Origin of the sequence: Streptococcus bovimastitidis, from assembly GCF_001885095.1 — a bacterium.
GTDB classification, from domain to species: domain Bacteria; phylum Bacillota; class Bacilli; order Lactobacillales; family Streptococcaceae; genus Streptococcus; species Streptococcus bovimastitidis.
This window is the reverse complement of the sequence record NZ_LZDD01000001.1, coordinates 434867-449559: the sequence shown is the minus strand read 5'-3', so window position 1 is coordinate 449559 and position 14693 is coordinate 434867. Positions and strand designations below refer to the sequence as shown.

Genomic DNA, 14693 nt, shown 5'->3' with positions numbered 1-14693 from the left:
GATACCTCTGACTGGGGTAGCTGGATTCGAACCAACGCATGAGGGAGTCAAAGTCCCTTGCCTTACCGCTTGGCTATACCCCAAAAAATGGAAAGAGAGGGATTCGAACCCCCGAACCCGAAGGAGCGGATTTACAGTCCGCCGCGTTTAGCCTCTTCGCTATCTTTCCATAACAACAAAAACTATTCTATCATAGTTTCAGTGCTCACGCAAGTGTTTTTGCCCTTTTTTAGTGATTCAAATTGTAGTTTTCAATGATGTTTTCAACTGCTTGTTCCAATGTTTTAAAGAAACTTTCAGCGCTTCCATTTTTGATCACCACGAACTTGTCGTCAAGCTCAGCAATTTCACCAACAGTGCGTTTACCAATTTGTAATTGATAGCCATCAACCATCGCATTTTCTAATGAAACCTTCTGATCAATGATTTTAATCTCAATTTTTTTGTCTTTTTTACTCATTTCATACCTCACTTTCTCCATTTTACACAAAAAGAAAAAAGCTTGCAAGGGCAAGCTTTCAAATTATTCAACTTTGACGATCCAACCTTCTGGTGCTTCAATATCGCCAAACTGAATACCAACCAATTCATCATAAAGACGCCGGGTCACAGGACCTACTTCTTTTTCGCTATAAAAGACGTGAAGATTGTCTCTGTATTGAATACCCCCAATAGGCGAGATAACCGCAGCAGTTCCACATGCTCCGGCCTCTGTAAATTTATCCAAATCAGCAACCGGGATATCGCCTTCGATCACGGTCATACCAAGTCTCTTTTCAGCAATCTCTAAAAGTGAATATTTAGTGATTGAAGGAAGAATTGATGGACTTAGTGGAGTGATGAACTCGTTGTTAGCAGTTATCCCAAAGAAATTGGCTGCGCCTACTTCTTCAATTTTTGTATGAGTAGTTGGGTCTAAATAAATCACATCTGAGTAGCCAATTGCCTTGGCTTTTTTACCAGGTAAAAGTGAACCAGCATAGTTTCCACCTACTTTAGCAGCACCAGTTCCATGTGGGGCAGCTCGGTCGTAGGCTTCAGAGACAATAAAATTAGTTGGTTTCAAACCACCTCTGAAATAAGCTCCAACAGGCATGGCAAAGATTGTAAAAATATATTCGTCAGCAGGTTTAACCCCAATGATATCACCTACCCCTATTAATAAAGGACGAAGATAGAGGGTAGCACCAGTACCATATGGTGGCACGTAGTCTTCATTGGCTTTAACCACTTGTTTAGCAGCATCAATAAACTGTTCTGTAGATACTTGTGGCATTAAAAGACGGTCAGCAGTATCCTGCAAACGAGCCGCATTACGGTCAGGTCGGAATAATTGGATAGAGCCATCTTTAGTGCGATATGCCTTCATACCTTCAAATGCTTGTTGACCATAATGTAAGGACGGTGCAGCTTCAGATAAATGCAAAGTGGCATCCTCTGTTAATTGCCCCTGATCCCATTTGCCATCCTTGTAATAAGAAATATAGCGGAATGGTAATTTATGGTATTCAAATCCTAAGTTTTCCCAATCAATATTAACTGTCATATGAAGACCTCATTTCTACTTTTTATCATTGTATCGTATTTTTTTGAAATTGCAAGATATTCTAATCTTTTCTAATTTTCTGAAAACAACAATAAAACTAAAAAGGGTTATCCCTTTTTAGTTTATATAGGCATCAAAAACTTCCTGGTCTGAAATAGTGTCAGAAATAAAGCTACCATTACTTGTGCGTTCAACTAATGAATAGTCCATCAAGTCAATCTGATAGTCTTGACCAGATTTCGTGATGACTACTAACTTCTCAGTATCTTGATTGTCTTCTTCTGCTTCAGCGAACAAATCAATTGTTGCGCTTGTTGCTGGTCCATGAACTGCGCCAGCATAGAAGACACGATGAGGTTTAGCTTTTAGTTCTCTCAGTACTAATAAGCCCCGATTAGCACGGCTTGTTTGCGGAATATCGCTACTTGCTACCCGTTTTAAACTACCGCGTTGGGTTAGAACGAAGAAACTATCCGTACTTACAAGGAAAGCAGCTGCTATAACATCGCCATTTTTAAGGTTCATAGCTTTAACCCCAGCTGATTTCAAACCTTGAAGGGGCACTTCTTCGCAAGAGAAACGTAAGGCATAACCCTGATGTGAAATCAACATGATATCTTCAAAGAAAATAGGATGAACAGTGACAATCCGGTCCTGATCATTCTTCAATTTTGCGTATTTCATGGATTTGGAACGATAGGTCCGCCATGGCGTCAAATCTGCCCGATCAAAGCGCTTAATTTGCCCAAGTTGGGTCACTGAATAGTAAGTCCCTTTGGTGAAATCGTCAACTAACTCGGCATAAAGAACAGTCTCGTCGTTTGCATAGTTAGTAACGGTTTGAGAAAGGTGTTCCCCGACCTCTTTCCAACGAATATCTTGCAATTCATGGATCGGACGGTAGATGACGTTTCCTAAATCAGTGAAAATCAACAGGTGCTGAGTTGTCTTGGCACTAGCAAGGAAAATTAGACGGTCATCATCTCGTTTCCCAACTTCCTCAAGAGTCGAAGCATTGAAAGAACGAGGACTTGTCCGTTTGATATAGCCACCTTTAGTAACAGAGACAAAAGTCTCCTCTTCCACAATCAGACTAGCCGTATCAATTTCAATAGTTTGCGTTTCTTTTTGCAATTCTGAAAGACGTGGATTGCCAAATTTCTTCTTAACATCACGCAGCTCACGTTTCATGACATTGTACATAGTCGCTTCGTCACCAATAATCGCTGCCAAAGTCGTGATCAGATTTTGCAATTCATCTTCTTCATTCTGCAAGGTCACTATATCGGTGTTGGTCAAACGGTAAAGTTGCAAGGTCACAATCGCTTCTGCTTGTTCTTCGGTAAAGGCATAGCTAATTTTCAAGTTTTCCTTAGCATCCGCTTTGTTTTCAGATGCCCGAATCAAGGCAATCACTTCATCAAGAATTGACAAGACACGGATCAAGCCTTCAACAATATGCAGGCGCTTCTCAGCTTTTGCTTTGTCAAATTTTGAACGTTCAATAATAATTGACTTACGGTGAGCAATGTATGAACTTAAAATCTTCTGAATACCAACTTGGTGAGGGGTAAAGTTATCAATGGCCACCATGTTGAAATTATAGTTGACTTGTAAATCGGTATATTTTAACAAGTAGTTAAGAACAGTTTGTGTATCAGCATCTTTTTTAAGCTCAATGGCAATTCGCAAACCAGTTCTATCTGATTCATCACGAACTTCAACAATCCCAGGCACTTTATTATTGACCCGAACATCGTCAATCTTTTTAACAAGAACAGATTTGTTAATTTCATAAGGAATTTCAGTAACAATAATTTGTTGCTTACCACCCTTTAATTCTTCAATTTCAGTTTTAGAACGGACAACAACACGACCTTTACCTGTTTCGTAAGCTTTACGAATCTCGTCTTGACCTTGAATAATACCACCAGTTGGGAAATCTGGCCCAGGCAAGAATTCCATTAATTTATCCAATTTAGCATTAGGATGGTCAATCATATAAACAGTGGCATCAATAACCTCTGCTAAGTTATGAGGCGGAATGTCAGTTGCGTAACCAGCAGAAATACCCGTTGCCCCATTGACCAAAAGGTTTGGATAGGCAGCCGGTAAAACGGTTGGTTCTTTTTCGGTATCGTCAAAGTTCCAAGCAAAAGGAACCGTATTTTTTTCAATATCTTGTAAAAGATAACCTGAAATTTCAGAAAGACGAGCCTCCGTATAACGCATGGCTGCAGGAGGATCACCATCCATCGAACCATTATTACCATGCATTTCAACAAGAATTTCACGGTTTTTCCAGTCCTGACTCAAACGAACCATGGCATCATAGATAGAGGAATCCCCATGCGGATGGAAATTACCCATAATGTTACCGACAGATTTAGCCGACTTCCGGAAACCCTTATCAAAGGTATTACCGTCTTTATTCATGGAATAAAGAATCCGACGTTGGACAGGTTTCAAACCATCCCGAATATCGGGAAGAGCCCGCTCCTGAATAATGTATTTAGAATAACGCCCAAAGCGTTCCCCCATAATGTCCTCTAAGGACATATTTTGAATATTACTCATACTTAAGATACAAAGCCCGCAAAATGCAAAGTCAAAATAGGAAATCACTAGAAAATCCTGATTTTCTAAGGGATTTATCTTTTTGACACAACATTTAGGGCGTGTTCATTTCCTTTCTATGGTTTAGAAGGTGTTTATTTTTTATTTTAGAAAAGACTTGGCATTCTTAGTCTTTTTCATTTCTTGCTGATACAAAATATCAAGACAAACGCAAACAAGTATACTTGTCTGTATTTGCCTTGATGTAAGTAGATTATCCAATTATGAGACTGAAAGATTATTTCATAACATTACGGGTTAATTTCCATTGACGGTAATCGTCAATATCCTTATTAACCATCTTCCAGCAAGCCCCTACGACTAGGGCATCATCTAATTGACCAAGGAAGGGAATCCAGTCCGGAATCAGGTCAATTGGTGACAAGAAGTAAATAAGTGCACTGATAATTGCCAAGATTGTTCCTCGTGGCACACGTGTATAGTCCTTCTTCAGATAAGAACGAACCATACTAATAAAAATTGGCAATAATTTTAATTCTTGTCGAATAAAAGGAATCCACTTAAGGCGTTTTTCAACTTTATCTAAGAAAGAATCCATCTTAGCATCATCTTTTAACAAAGTGTCTGCTTTCTGGTATCCTTTTTGCAACTCATCCATAGCTTGTTTTGAACTGATACGTTTTTTCATTCTTTTTCCCTCGCTTTTTTTCCAACAGTTTCTCTAAATTAACAGTACTATACGTAAGCAAAGCTTACTTACCCATATTTTAGCATAAGTTGGAAATAATATTAAAAGAAAACTACGAGGAAATAATAGAATAAAAAAATGACTAAAGGTTTACAGCTATGAAATGGCTCATTAATCAAAGACAGTGTTTTCTTCCAAGGTAAATTTGACGTTATCTTCAATCCATTGGCGGCGAGGGGCAGCTTTATCGCCCATGAGGACAGATACGCGTCGCTCAGCACGCGCCAAATCATCTATAGTGACGCGAATCAAAGTTCTGGTTTCTGGGTCCATGGTTGTTTCCCACAATTGGTCGGCGTTCATCTCACCCAAACCTTTGTAGCGTTGAAGCATGGCTCCTTTGCCGAACTCTTTGCGCAGATCTTCCAATTCCCCATCCGTCCAAGCATACTCTACCTTAGACGTTTTGCCCTTGCCTTTTGACATCTTATATAGTGGTGGCAAGGCAATGTAAACATGTCCTTCTTCAACAAGAGGGCGCATGTAACGGTAAAAGAAGGTCAACAGCAATGTCTGAATGTGGGCACCGTCGGTATCGGCATCGGTCATGATAATGACTTTATCGTAGTTGATGTCCTCGATACTGAAGTCCGCACCAACACCCGCACCAATGGTATAAACCATGGTATTGATTTCCTCATTTTTGAGAATATCCGCCATTTTGGCTTTTTCCGTGTTCAAAACCTTACCACGAAGGGGCAGAATGGCCTGGAACTTACGGTCGCGTCCTTGTTTAGCCGATCCACCGGCTGAATCCCCCTCGACTAAGTAAAGTTCATTTTTCTTAGCGTTTTTGGATTGGGCTGGGGTTAATTTCCCAGACAACAAGCCTTTGTCCTTTTTATTTTTCTTACCATTACGAGACTCATCACGAGCCTTACGAGCGGCTTCGCGAGCGTCACGAGCTTTGATGGCTTTACGGACTAAGTTAGTCGCTAATTCACCATTCTCAAGCATGAAGTAAGTTAATTTTTCAGAAACAATGCCATCGACAATTGGACGAGCCAATGGGCTACCCAATTTGTCTTTAGTTTGCCCTTCAAATTGCAAGTGTTGCTCAGGGACAAGAATGGAAAGCACAGCTGACAGACCTTCACGATAGTCAGAGCCTTCTAAATTCTTGTCTTTTTCCTTGAGTAAATTGGTTTTACGAGCATAGTCGTTCATAACTTTAGTAATGGCAGACTTCAAACCCGTTTCATGGCTACCACCATCTTTAGTCCGAACATTGTTGACAAAAGACAGGATATTATCAGAGAAACCATCATTGTATTGAAGAGCAACCTGAACTTGGAAATCCTGATCTTCCCCTTCAACATAGATAACAGGCGTTAAGGTTTCTTTGTCTTCATTGAGGTATGATACAAAATCCTGAACCCCATTTTCATAATGGAATTCTTCTGTAACTGGCTCTTGACCTCTGAGGTCTGTCAATGTCATCTTAACATCTTTCAGAAGGAAGGCTGATTCTTTAAGCCGCTCTGCTATGGTGTTAAATTTAAAATCAGTTGTTGAAAAGATACTAGCGTCAGGCATGAAGGAAACCGTTGTGCCGCTCTTACTTTTAGGGGCAGTACCAATTTTCTTCAGTGTGGTCGCTGGTTTACCACCATGTTCAAAGCGCTGCTTATAAACCGCACCATCGCGGATAATTTCAACTTCTAACCACTCGGAAAGAGCATTAACAACGGAAGATCCAACCCCGTGCAAACCACCTGAGGTTTTGTAGCCTCCTTGTCCGAACTTACCGCCGGCGTGGAGAACGGTGAATATAACTTGAACAGTTGGAATGCCCATGGCGTGTTTACCTGTCGGCATCCCACGACCACTATCGGCAACCGTTACGGAGCCGTCAGCATTAATAGTAACTTTAATTTCTGTACCGAAACCGGATAAAGCTTCATCGACCGCATTGTCAACAATTTCCCAAATTAGATGGTGTAGACCAGTCGCATCTGTTGAGCCGATGTACATTCCAGGGCGTTTACGAACGGCATCTAAGCCTTCCAGCACCTGAATGGCATCGTCATTATAATTTGTTATGGATATTTCTTTTTTAGCCAAGAGTGACCTCCAGATTTTTTCATCTTTATAATCTTACAAGTTTTTTGAGAAATTTGCAAAATAATTTTTTATTTTCTTATTTTAGTTAGCTTGAATTACAGCTTAAAGGCTTTGTGGTATAATATATATTATGAAAATATCATTATTAATCATTATTGCCTATTTACTAGGTTCGATACCAACAGGACTATGGATTGGCCAGAATTTTTACAAAATCAACCTCCGAGAGCATGGTTCTGGGAATACAGGAACAACCAACACTTTCCGCATCTTAGGAGTCAAAGCTGGACTGGCCACCTTGGCCGTTGATATCCTTAAAGGGACCGTCGCTACACTCTTACCATTAGCCTTCGGGGTTACAAGTATATCTCCAATTATCTTTGGATTTTTTGCGGTCTTGGGACATACCTTCCCAGTCTTTGCTAAATTCAAAGGCGGCAAGGCCGTCGCAACCAGTGCCGGAGTTATCCTAGGTTATTCACCGCTCTATGTCCTTTTCCTTGCCCTTTTCTTTGTGGTAATCCTCTATTTATTCAGTATGATTTCCCTATCAAGCATCACTACAGCAATCCTGGCAGCTATTACAGTCTTGGTCTTTCCAAGAATCCACTTCCTGCTGGACAAACCAGACCCGATACTCCTGCTCATCGTCATCTCCCTAGCCGCAATCATTATCTACCGGCATAAAGATAACATGCAACGCATCAAGGACAAATCTGAAAACTTGGTACCTTGGGGTCTTAACCTCAGTCATCAGAAAAAAGATTAAGGTAAAAGCAATTCCCTTTCGCATGAAAGGGAATTTTTATATAAGTTGATTCTGCTAGCGCAGCTAATCTCAAGCTTGATAAACAATTTGCCCGTCTGCGATGGTGTAGACCACTTTGCCCTTCAAAGTTTCACCAATGAAGGGCGAGTTGCTGGCCTTAGAGGCAAAATCTTCGGAAATTAAACGGTCTGCTTTTGGATCGAAAATGACTAGATCTGCTGGGCCATTTTCCGCCAAATAACCGGCATCAAAGGCATACAGGGAGGCAGGGTTGATGGTCATCTTCTCTAATAGTTCCATCAGAGTCAAGTGACCGGGCTCAACCAAGTGGGTAATTCCTAAGGACAAGGAAGTTTCGAGACCAGTCATGCCGGATGGGGCTTCCCAAATTTTCTCAACAGCCTTTTCGCCTTTGTGATGAGGCGCGTGGTCGGTTGCGATGACCGAGATAACACCTGATTTCAAACCTTCAATAACAGCTTGACGGTCGCTCTCACGTCGTAATGGTGGGTTCATCTTAGCATTGGCCCCAGCCTCTAACAAGAGGTCCTCTGTTTTAGAGAAATGTTGAGGAGCCACTTCTGCCGTTACTTGCGCACCCATACTTTGGGCAAAAGCTACCACCTTAACCGACTCAGCCTTGGACAAATGCTGAATATGAACATGAGCCTGGCAATCATAAGCAATCATGGCATCACGCGCAATCATACTGTACTCAGCCACGCCAGTCGCCCCGCAAAAATGAAAATGCTTCTCAGCGATGTCCTCGTTAAAGCCCAAAACGCCATTCAGGTCGGGGTCTTCCTCATGTAAGGCAATAAAGGTGCCATTTTCTTTGGCTAATAGCAAAGCTTCTTTCAACACTTTTGAGGACTCCAGTGGAATGCCATCATCGGAAAATGAGACTGCTCCGCCCGCCAGCAAAGCTTTAAAATCAGTAAGGTTCTGGCCATCAAAACCTTTGGTCACACTAGCATTCGTGTAAATATGAATGGACTCTTTAGCTGCGCTAGCCAAGACCTCTTCAAGGGTCTCGATATCAGAAATAACGGGATTGGTATTAGCCATCATGACTACTGAAGTCACACCACCCGAAGCCGCAGCCAAAGCACCTGTATGAATATTTTCCTTGTGGGTTTGTCCAGGTTCTCTAAAGTGGACATGAATGTCCACTAAACCGGGAGCAACCACTAAACCACTGGCATCAAGCACTTGCGCTTGTGACTCTGTAATTTCTTCGGCAATTTTGAGGACTTTTCCATCAGAAACAAGTATATCGCGAACAGCATCAAAGCCTGTTTTAGGATCCATTAAACGACCATTTTTAATCAGTAACATGACAACTCCTTATTTATAGACACTTAAGCTAACCAGTCAATGGGACTTAGAGCATTTGCTTCTAAAAAAGCATTGGTTTGCGAATAGGGACGACTACCAAAGAAACCTCGGTAGGCAGATAAGGGACTAGGATGGGCACTTTCTAAAATCAGATGACGAGAATTAGTAATCAACTTTTTCTTTTTCTTTGCAAAGCCACCCCAAAGAATAAAGACAACAGGAGATTCTTTCTCGTTAGCCAACTCGATAACTGCATCAGTAAAAGTCTCCCAAATAAGTCCAGCATGAGCATTGGCATCGTGTTCAGGAACTGTTAAACAGGCATTGAGTAAGAGCACACCCTGTCCAGCCCATGGCAGTAAATCATGATGATCTCTGGGTCCAATATCCGTAGCTAATTCCTTAAGCATATTTTGCAAAGATGGGGGAGCCTTCATATGGTCAGGAACGGAAAATGATAAGCCTTGTGCCTGACCAGGACCGTGGTAAGGGTCTTGACCAAGGATAACCACCTTGGTTGCTTCATAAGGCGTTTCTTCCAAAGCCCGAAAAACATTTTCCCTTGCTGGATAGATAGTCCCTTGCGAGTATACCTGATCCAAAAAATGGTCAACAGATTCCAGATACTCCGGACTCAGTTTATCAGCTAATTTGTCTTGCCAAGTAGATTCTTTCATGCTAGTCCTTTCTGCAAAATCTTAATGGGCTATGCCCTCTTAGCTCATATTTTAACACAAAGGACAGATAAAAACCCTAGAAATCTGAATTTCTAAGGTTTTTATTCGTCTTTTAACTCAAAAAGCTAATTTGGCTTCTAAATGGTCTTGATATTTTTCCAAACAGAATGCAATGGCCCAATAGATAAAGGCGACTAAGATATACATGGACATATAATCCCACTCCCGACCACCGACAATTTTAGCCTTTTGAAAGATATCAGGAACTGTAATCATGGCAGCTAAGGATGAACTTTTTACCATATCAATGACCACATTCCCTAGTGGAGGAACGGCAATCCGAAAAGCTTGGGGCAAAATAATCTTTTTGACAATGGACTTGTAGGGTAAACCTAAGGCTTTAGCTGCTTCCCATTGACCAATGTCGATAGCATCAATGGCTGACCGAAAGACCTCTGAAATATAGGCTGCCGAAACCAGGGAAAAACCAATTAAGGCACATAAGAGCGCTGGTAATTCCAAGCCGTAATATGGCAGCCCAAAATAGAGGACAAAGAGGACCACAATCATGGGCACTCCTCGCATCATGGAGACATAAGCTTTAACCAAGAGGACCAAAAGGCGATTATTTGAGCGAGAAATTAAGGTTAGGGCTAGGCCTAAAAGCAGACCTAAAATGAAGCTAAGAAGTGAGATACCTAAGGTATAGGGCAAGCCGCCCAAAACAAAACCTAAACTATCTCGTATTAACGTAAAGTTAATCATCTTATCTTACTCCTACTTTCTTAATCAACATCAGTTGTATCAATGACTGGAATTTTTTTGTCTTTACCAAATGGTTTGGTTAAATCTTGCCCCATGTAGTATGATTCAGAGATTTTCTTCAAAGAACCATCTTTTTTCATGTCGTTGATGACTTTGTTGATTTTCTTCATAACAGAATCATCTTTTTTGCTCATAACAATTCCCTGTTCCGTTGGATTGTATTGAACATCAGCCATTTTAACATTTAAATCAGGTTTTTGTGATTTCATGTAGTCCACAAACATTTTTTGTGCTGGGTAATCATTAGGGATAAAGTCAGTACGACCATTAGCCACGTCATTTAAGTAAACATCGTTAGCAACGTTATCATAAGATACTAATTCAGCACCCTGTTTCTTAGCCACTTTCATATACTCAGTTCCTTCAGATCCGGCAGCTTTTTTACCCTTCCAGTCGCTCAAGTCATTTTTAGAAATACCTGAAGTGCCGTCAGCACGAACAATCATACCACCAACTCCGTATTTATAAGGAACTGACATATTGTATTTTTTAGTCCGTTTAGCAGTAATATCGAAGTTATTGATGGATAAATCAGCACGGCCACTATCCAGAGAGGTAAAAGCTTGATCAAAACCAGTTTCCACAAATTTGACTTTGACATGGAGTCTTTTTCCAACTTCACGCATCATATCAACTTCATAACCCACTAATTTGTTCTTATCATTGTAATAAGAAGTTGGTTGGTAAGTTGTCGGTGTCGCTACTTTCAAAACGCCTTTTTTCTCGATCTTATCCCATTGACTTTGACCAGTATCCTGATTGGCAGAACAAGCCGCCAGTAAACCGGCAGACAAAGCTAATGTCGATAATATATACAATTTTTTCATTAGAAAAAACACTCCTTAAATTTGATAGTCTAAGTATATCATTAGAGTCCAAAAAGCAGTTATGGTAATGCTTACAAAGAAAAAGAAGCTATCCTATAATAGTTTCTTTTTCTATACTAGATTAGTTTTTACAGTCAATAAACCAGCATCTTCAAAAGCTTGGGCAAGCGCCAAAAGTAAGTCCTCTCGCCCTTTAGCCGCCATAAACTGCATACCTTGTGGGTATTTTTCCTCTAGGGAATAAAGTGGCAAGCTAATGGCAGGCTGACCAGTCAGATTAGCCAGGGGAGTATATGGATTCAGGGCCAAGCCTTTGTCAAACATGTCCCAAACCAGTTGCAATTGCTCCCTGTTAGAAAACATTTCTGCATTTGCCAGCTGCGCCATCACATCAGGATCTGGTGTCAGTTGTCCATGCAAGGGAGCTTTAGCAAATGTCGTTGGTGTCAACAAGAGGTCAAATTCCTCGTGGAAAGCATGCATTTGGACACTGTAAAGATCCCAAGCCGTTAAGACTTTGGAATAATCTTTAGCTTTCAAACTTTGGCCAGCTTGGTAAATAGCCCAGGTCATGACTTCCATATCATCTTTAGTGACCGAACGACCAATAGCTGACTCAATTCCATCAAACATGGCTGCTGTTTCAGCCGCATTCATAAAATAATAATCCTGCATAACTCTTGTCATATCAAGGGGGAAAGCATCAATTTCGACCACTTGATGACCTAAATCTATTAAACTTGCTTTTGTTTTTGCCAGTGCTTTTAACAAGTCATCACTTAAGGGCTGGCCCTCATAATCTGAACCTAAGAGAGCAATCTTTAAGCCTTGAGCTTTGGTCTCAAAGACCTCTTCCTTGCTTAACAAGGGCAGAGGAAAGGGACTTTCCATCTGACAGTCTTGAAGATTGTAAAGCAAGGTTTTGGTATCGCGAACACTTTTGGTCAAGGCAAAATGGACAGATGCCCCTTGCCAACCACGATAAGAATCGGGACCTGTTGGGATGCGACCACGACTAGGCTTTAAGCCTATTAAACCGTTAAAGGATGCTGGAATTCTGATAGAACCACCGCCATCACTGGCTGCGGCTAAAGGTACCACTCCTGCCGCCACCAAGGCGGCCGAACCACCTGAGGAACCACCGGCATTACGGTCATGGTCCAAAGGGAGATTGACAATTCCATTACTCGAAGAATCGGAAATGTTCTTAAAACCAAATTCAGGGGTATTTGTATTACCTAAAATAATGAAACCAAGAGCTTCTAATCGCTCAACCAGGATTATCGACTTTTGAGCGACATAGTCCTTAAGAAGGCGAGAACCAGAGGTTGATTTGAGGCCTGCCATATCTTGCCCTAGGTCTTTGACAAATATGGGCACACCAGCAAAGGGTAAGTCCCTAAAATCACGCTCACACGCCTCTTGGCGGGCTAATGCATAACGCTCAGATACGATGGCATTCAAGGCTGGGTTTAAAGTGTCAGCTTGGGCGATGGCTGCTTCAATCAATTCACTTGGGCTAATCTCACCTGCTCTGACTGCCTGGGCCATTGCGCTAGCATCTGAGAACTGAGAATAATTAAACTTTGCCAATCAAAGTCACCTCTTGAGCTTCCAGAATATGCCCTGCCATGGCATCGTAGAGCTCATTCAAATAAAATCCGTTAGCCAAATCTAGACCTGAATCTAGGGCATAAACCATGAGCTGATACATGTGGTCTTTATCCGGTGGCTTAGGGCCAATATACTGTTGATCAATGACCTTAACAGCGTCACTGAGGAATTTGCTGGTCAAGCTGTTTTTACCCTCCAGATGCTCTTTGTCTTTGCGCGAGAAATCAGCTGGAATTTGTGTCTGAAAAATAGGCACATTAGCAACTAACCAATGGATGTAAGGAAAACCACAGACGGGAACGGCATCATAGTCAATAAAGGACCATGCTAGGCTCTTAGTCCCCTCTGGCAGTTCCTTAACAGTGAATGGGTAAGATAGAACCGCCATCCCTTCAATGGTGTCCGAAGCCCCTTTTGCGTAGATATCATCCAAAACATTGCCTGAAAAAGTATGTTCAATTCTCATATTCTAAGCCTCCATGATAAAGTTTAACAATTATACAGGAATTGCTTCCGTATAAACTAAATTATTTTCTAAATCGAAATAGCTACAAGTTTTGGCCAACAAATCAACATCCCACTTGTAAATGCCTGATGCTGCTGTGTCCTGACAGAAAGTTGGAAAATCCGTTTCTTGCTTTTGGTGTTTGCGCAACTGTTGAATAAAGTTATCTTCATCAACCTTTTCCGCAACACTCTCTACACGATATGCTGGTAGCTCAACTTCTTGTCCCTCAACTGTCAGGTAAGTAGCTTGCCCCTCTTTAATATTGACAGTATTGGCCACAATCCCCATCTCTAAAAAGGCCTTAACCAAGCCTGTAAAATCATTGCCTGAAAACTGCTTTTGAGCAGCCATAATCATTTCTTTAGTAAGCATTATTTTTCTCTCCATTTCTCCCTATATTTAAACACAATGTCTAAAAGATTGCCAATTGGTGACTTGCAATTTAGACGCTATCACTAGGTTTGTCATGGCGTAACGCGGTCCAATAATAAGCCACTTCCTGGTAACCCTGGTACTGGTACATGTCACGATTGACTTCTTCAGAAATCAAGATGGCTGACTGAAAGTCACGACTGGCCTCACGCTGTAAAGCGGAGCCAATCCCACGTCCTCTGTAGTCCTCCAAGAGTGAAAAGTCGTCAATCTCGATGTAGTCACCGTATTCCCAAGCCGTCACATCACCCACCAGCTTTTCGCCATCAATGGCCAAGTAAATCTGCGAGCCCTCTTCCGGCAAATGTTCCTGATCCCAGTCATACATCTGCTTGGCAAAAACCTGGCCATACTCCAAGCGTTGCTGGTATTTGTAGTCCAGATAGTCCTTGAAGTAGGCTGGAGTCAACTTCTCAATCCGAATATCACCAATATCCTTCTCTGATAATTTCAGATTTTCTAAAGGACAAGTAAAAATAATATGCTTTTCAATAGCAAACTTCTCAGCCTTAAAGAAATCTTTAATATCATCACCCATAGCAGCATTTTCAGGGAAAAAGACCATAGCAAAATCTAGAGGATAGTCCTTCTGCTCTACCTTAATAGTCGTCAAATCTTTCTGCAAAAGCTCAAGAGAAGGCATTTTCTTATAGTCAATATAATTAGAATAAAAACGACTGGCTAAAGCCTCATCCTTAAAACGATAAAATCTGTCATTTTCATAAAAAGCTTCACTATAATCCGTCAAAATTTCTTTGTAGGTCATAA

Annotated in this window: 14 protein-coding genes and 2 tRNA genes; 1 reads left to right on the top strand and 15 read right to left on the bottom strand. The window is 41.2% G+C overall.

The genetic code is table 11. The features are described from left to right. Nucleotides 1-11: 11 nt before the first annotated feature. From A9Q68_RS02155 to parE, 7 genes are all read right to left on the bottom strand, one after another. Nucleotides 12-83 (bottom strand) — tRNA-Gln (locus A9Q68_RS02155). Nucleotides 84-88: 5 nt separating this feature from the next. Next, a tRNA-Tyr gene (locus A9Q68_RS02150) sits at nt 89-169 on the bottom strand. Between the two features lie 60 nt (nt 170-229). Next, nucleotides 230-460 (bottom strand): DUF2969 domain-containing protein, encoded by a 231-nt coding sequence (locus A9Q68_RS02145; RefSeq protein ID WP_071793016.1) that lies wholly within the window; start codon nt 458-460, stop codon nt 230-232. Nucleotides 461-523: 63 nt separating this feature from the next. Next, the gene (locus A9Q68_RS02140) at nt 524-1546 is read right to left on the bottom strand and encodes a branched-chain amino acid aminotransferase (protein ID WP_071793015.1); all 1023 of its coding nucleotides are present in this window, start codon (nt 1544-1546) and stop codon (nt 524-526) included. A gap of 117 nt (nt 1547-1663) precedes the next feature. Further along, a complete protein-coding gene (gene parC, locus A9Q68_RS02135) occupies nt 1664-4123 on the bottom strand; it encodes a DNA topoisomerase IV subunit A (RefSeq protein WP_071793715.1) in 2460 nt (819 codons plus the stop codon). A 277-nt stretch (nt 4124-4400) separates the two neighbouring features. Next, nucleotides 4401-4811: a YkvA family protein gene (locus A9Q68_RS02130; RefSeq protein ID WP_071793014.1), complete on the bottom strand. Its 411-nt coding sequence runs from the start codon at nt 4809-4811 to the stop codon at nt 4401-4403. A 171-nt stretch (nt 4812-4982) separates the two neighbouring features. Beyond that, nucleotides 4983-6935 (bottom strand): DNA topoisomerase IV subunit B, encoded by a 1953-nt coding sequence (parE, locus tag A9Q68_RS02125; protein ID WP_071793013.1) that lies wholly within the window; start codon nt 6933-6935, stop codon nt 4983-4985. Between the two features lie 130 nt (nt 6936-7065). On the opposite strand from parE, the gene plsY reads away from it, so the two are divergent. Beyond that, entirely contained in the window at nt 7066-7704 is a 639-nt protein-coding gene (plsY, locus tag A9Q68_RS02120; RefSeq protein ID WP_071793012.1) for a glycerol-3-phosphate 1-O-acyltransferase PlsY, read from the top strand. A 69-nt stretch (nt 7705-7773) separates the two neighbouring features. Here the strand turns inward: plsY and A9Q68_RS02115 are convergent, their stop codons facing one another. The 8 genes from A9Q68_RS02115 to A9Q68_RS02080 all read right to left on the bottom strand — a co-directional run bounded on the left by A9Q68_RS02115 (nt 7774) and on the right by A9Q68_RS02080 (nt 14691). After that, nucleotides 7774-9042, bottom strand: coding sequence for a dihydroorotase (locus A9Q68_RS02115; RefSeq protein WP_071793011.1), 1269 nt, complete (start codon nt 9040-9042; stop codon nt 7774-7776). 23 nt (nt 9043-9065) lie between these two features. After that, a complete protein-coding gene (locus tag A9Q68_RS02110) occupies nt 9066-9719 on the bottom strand; it encodes a uracil-DNA glycosylase (protein WP_071793010.1) in 654 nt (217 codons plus the stop codon). A 117-nt stretch (nt 9720-9836) separates the two neighbouring features. Then, nucleotides 9837-10484, bottom strand: a complete 648-nt coding sequence (locus A9Q68_RS02105) for an amino acid ABC transporter permease (RefSeq protein WP_071793009.1) — start codon at nt 10482-10484, stop codon at nt 9837-9839. Nucleotides 10485-10504: 20 nt separating this feature from the next. Next, nucleotides 10505-11371, bottom strand: a complete 867-nt coding sequence (locus A9Q68_RS02100; protein ID WP_071793008.1) for a transporter substrate-binding domain-containing protein — start codon at nt 11369-11371, stop codon at nt 10505-10507. A gap of 111 nt (nt 11372-11482) precedes the next feature. Next, nucleotides 11483-12964 carry an amidase gene (locus A9Q68_RS02095; protein ID WP_276204035.1) on the bottom strand — a complete coding sequence of 494 codons (1482 nt, stop codon included), beginning with the start codon at nt 12962-12964 and terminating at the stop codon, nt 11483-11485. After that, nucleotides 12951-13451, bottom strand: coding sequence for a YbhB/YbcL family Raf kinase inhibitor-like protein (locus A9Q68_RS02090; RefSeq protein ID WP_071793007.1), 501 nt, complete (start codon nt 13449-13451; stop codon nt 12951-12953). Before A9Q68_RS02090 ends, A9Q68_RS02095 begins: the two co-directional genes overlap by 14 nt. A 30-nt stretch (nt 13452-13481) precedes the next feature. Further along, the gene (locus A9Q68_RS02085) at nt 13482-13865 is read right to left on the bottom strand and encodes a DUF1398 family protein (RefSeq protein WP_071793006.1); all 384 of its coding nucleotides are present in this window, start codon (nt 13863-13865) and stop codon (nt 13482-13484) included. Nucleotides 13866-13935: 70 nt separating this feature from the next. After that, on the bottom strand, nt 13936-14691 hold the full coding sequence (locus A9Q68_RS02080; protein WP_071793005.1) for a GNAT family N-acetyltransferase: 756 nt from the start codon (nt 14689-14691) through the stop codon (nt 13936-13938). Nucleotides 14692-14693 lie beyond the last annotated feature (2 nt).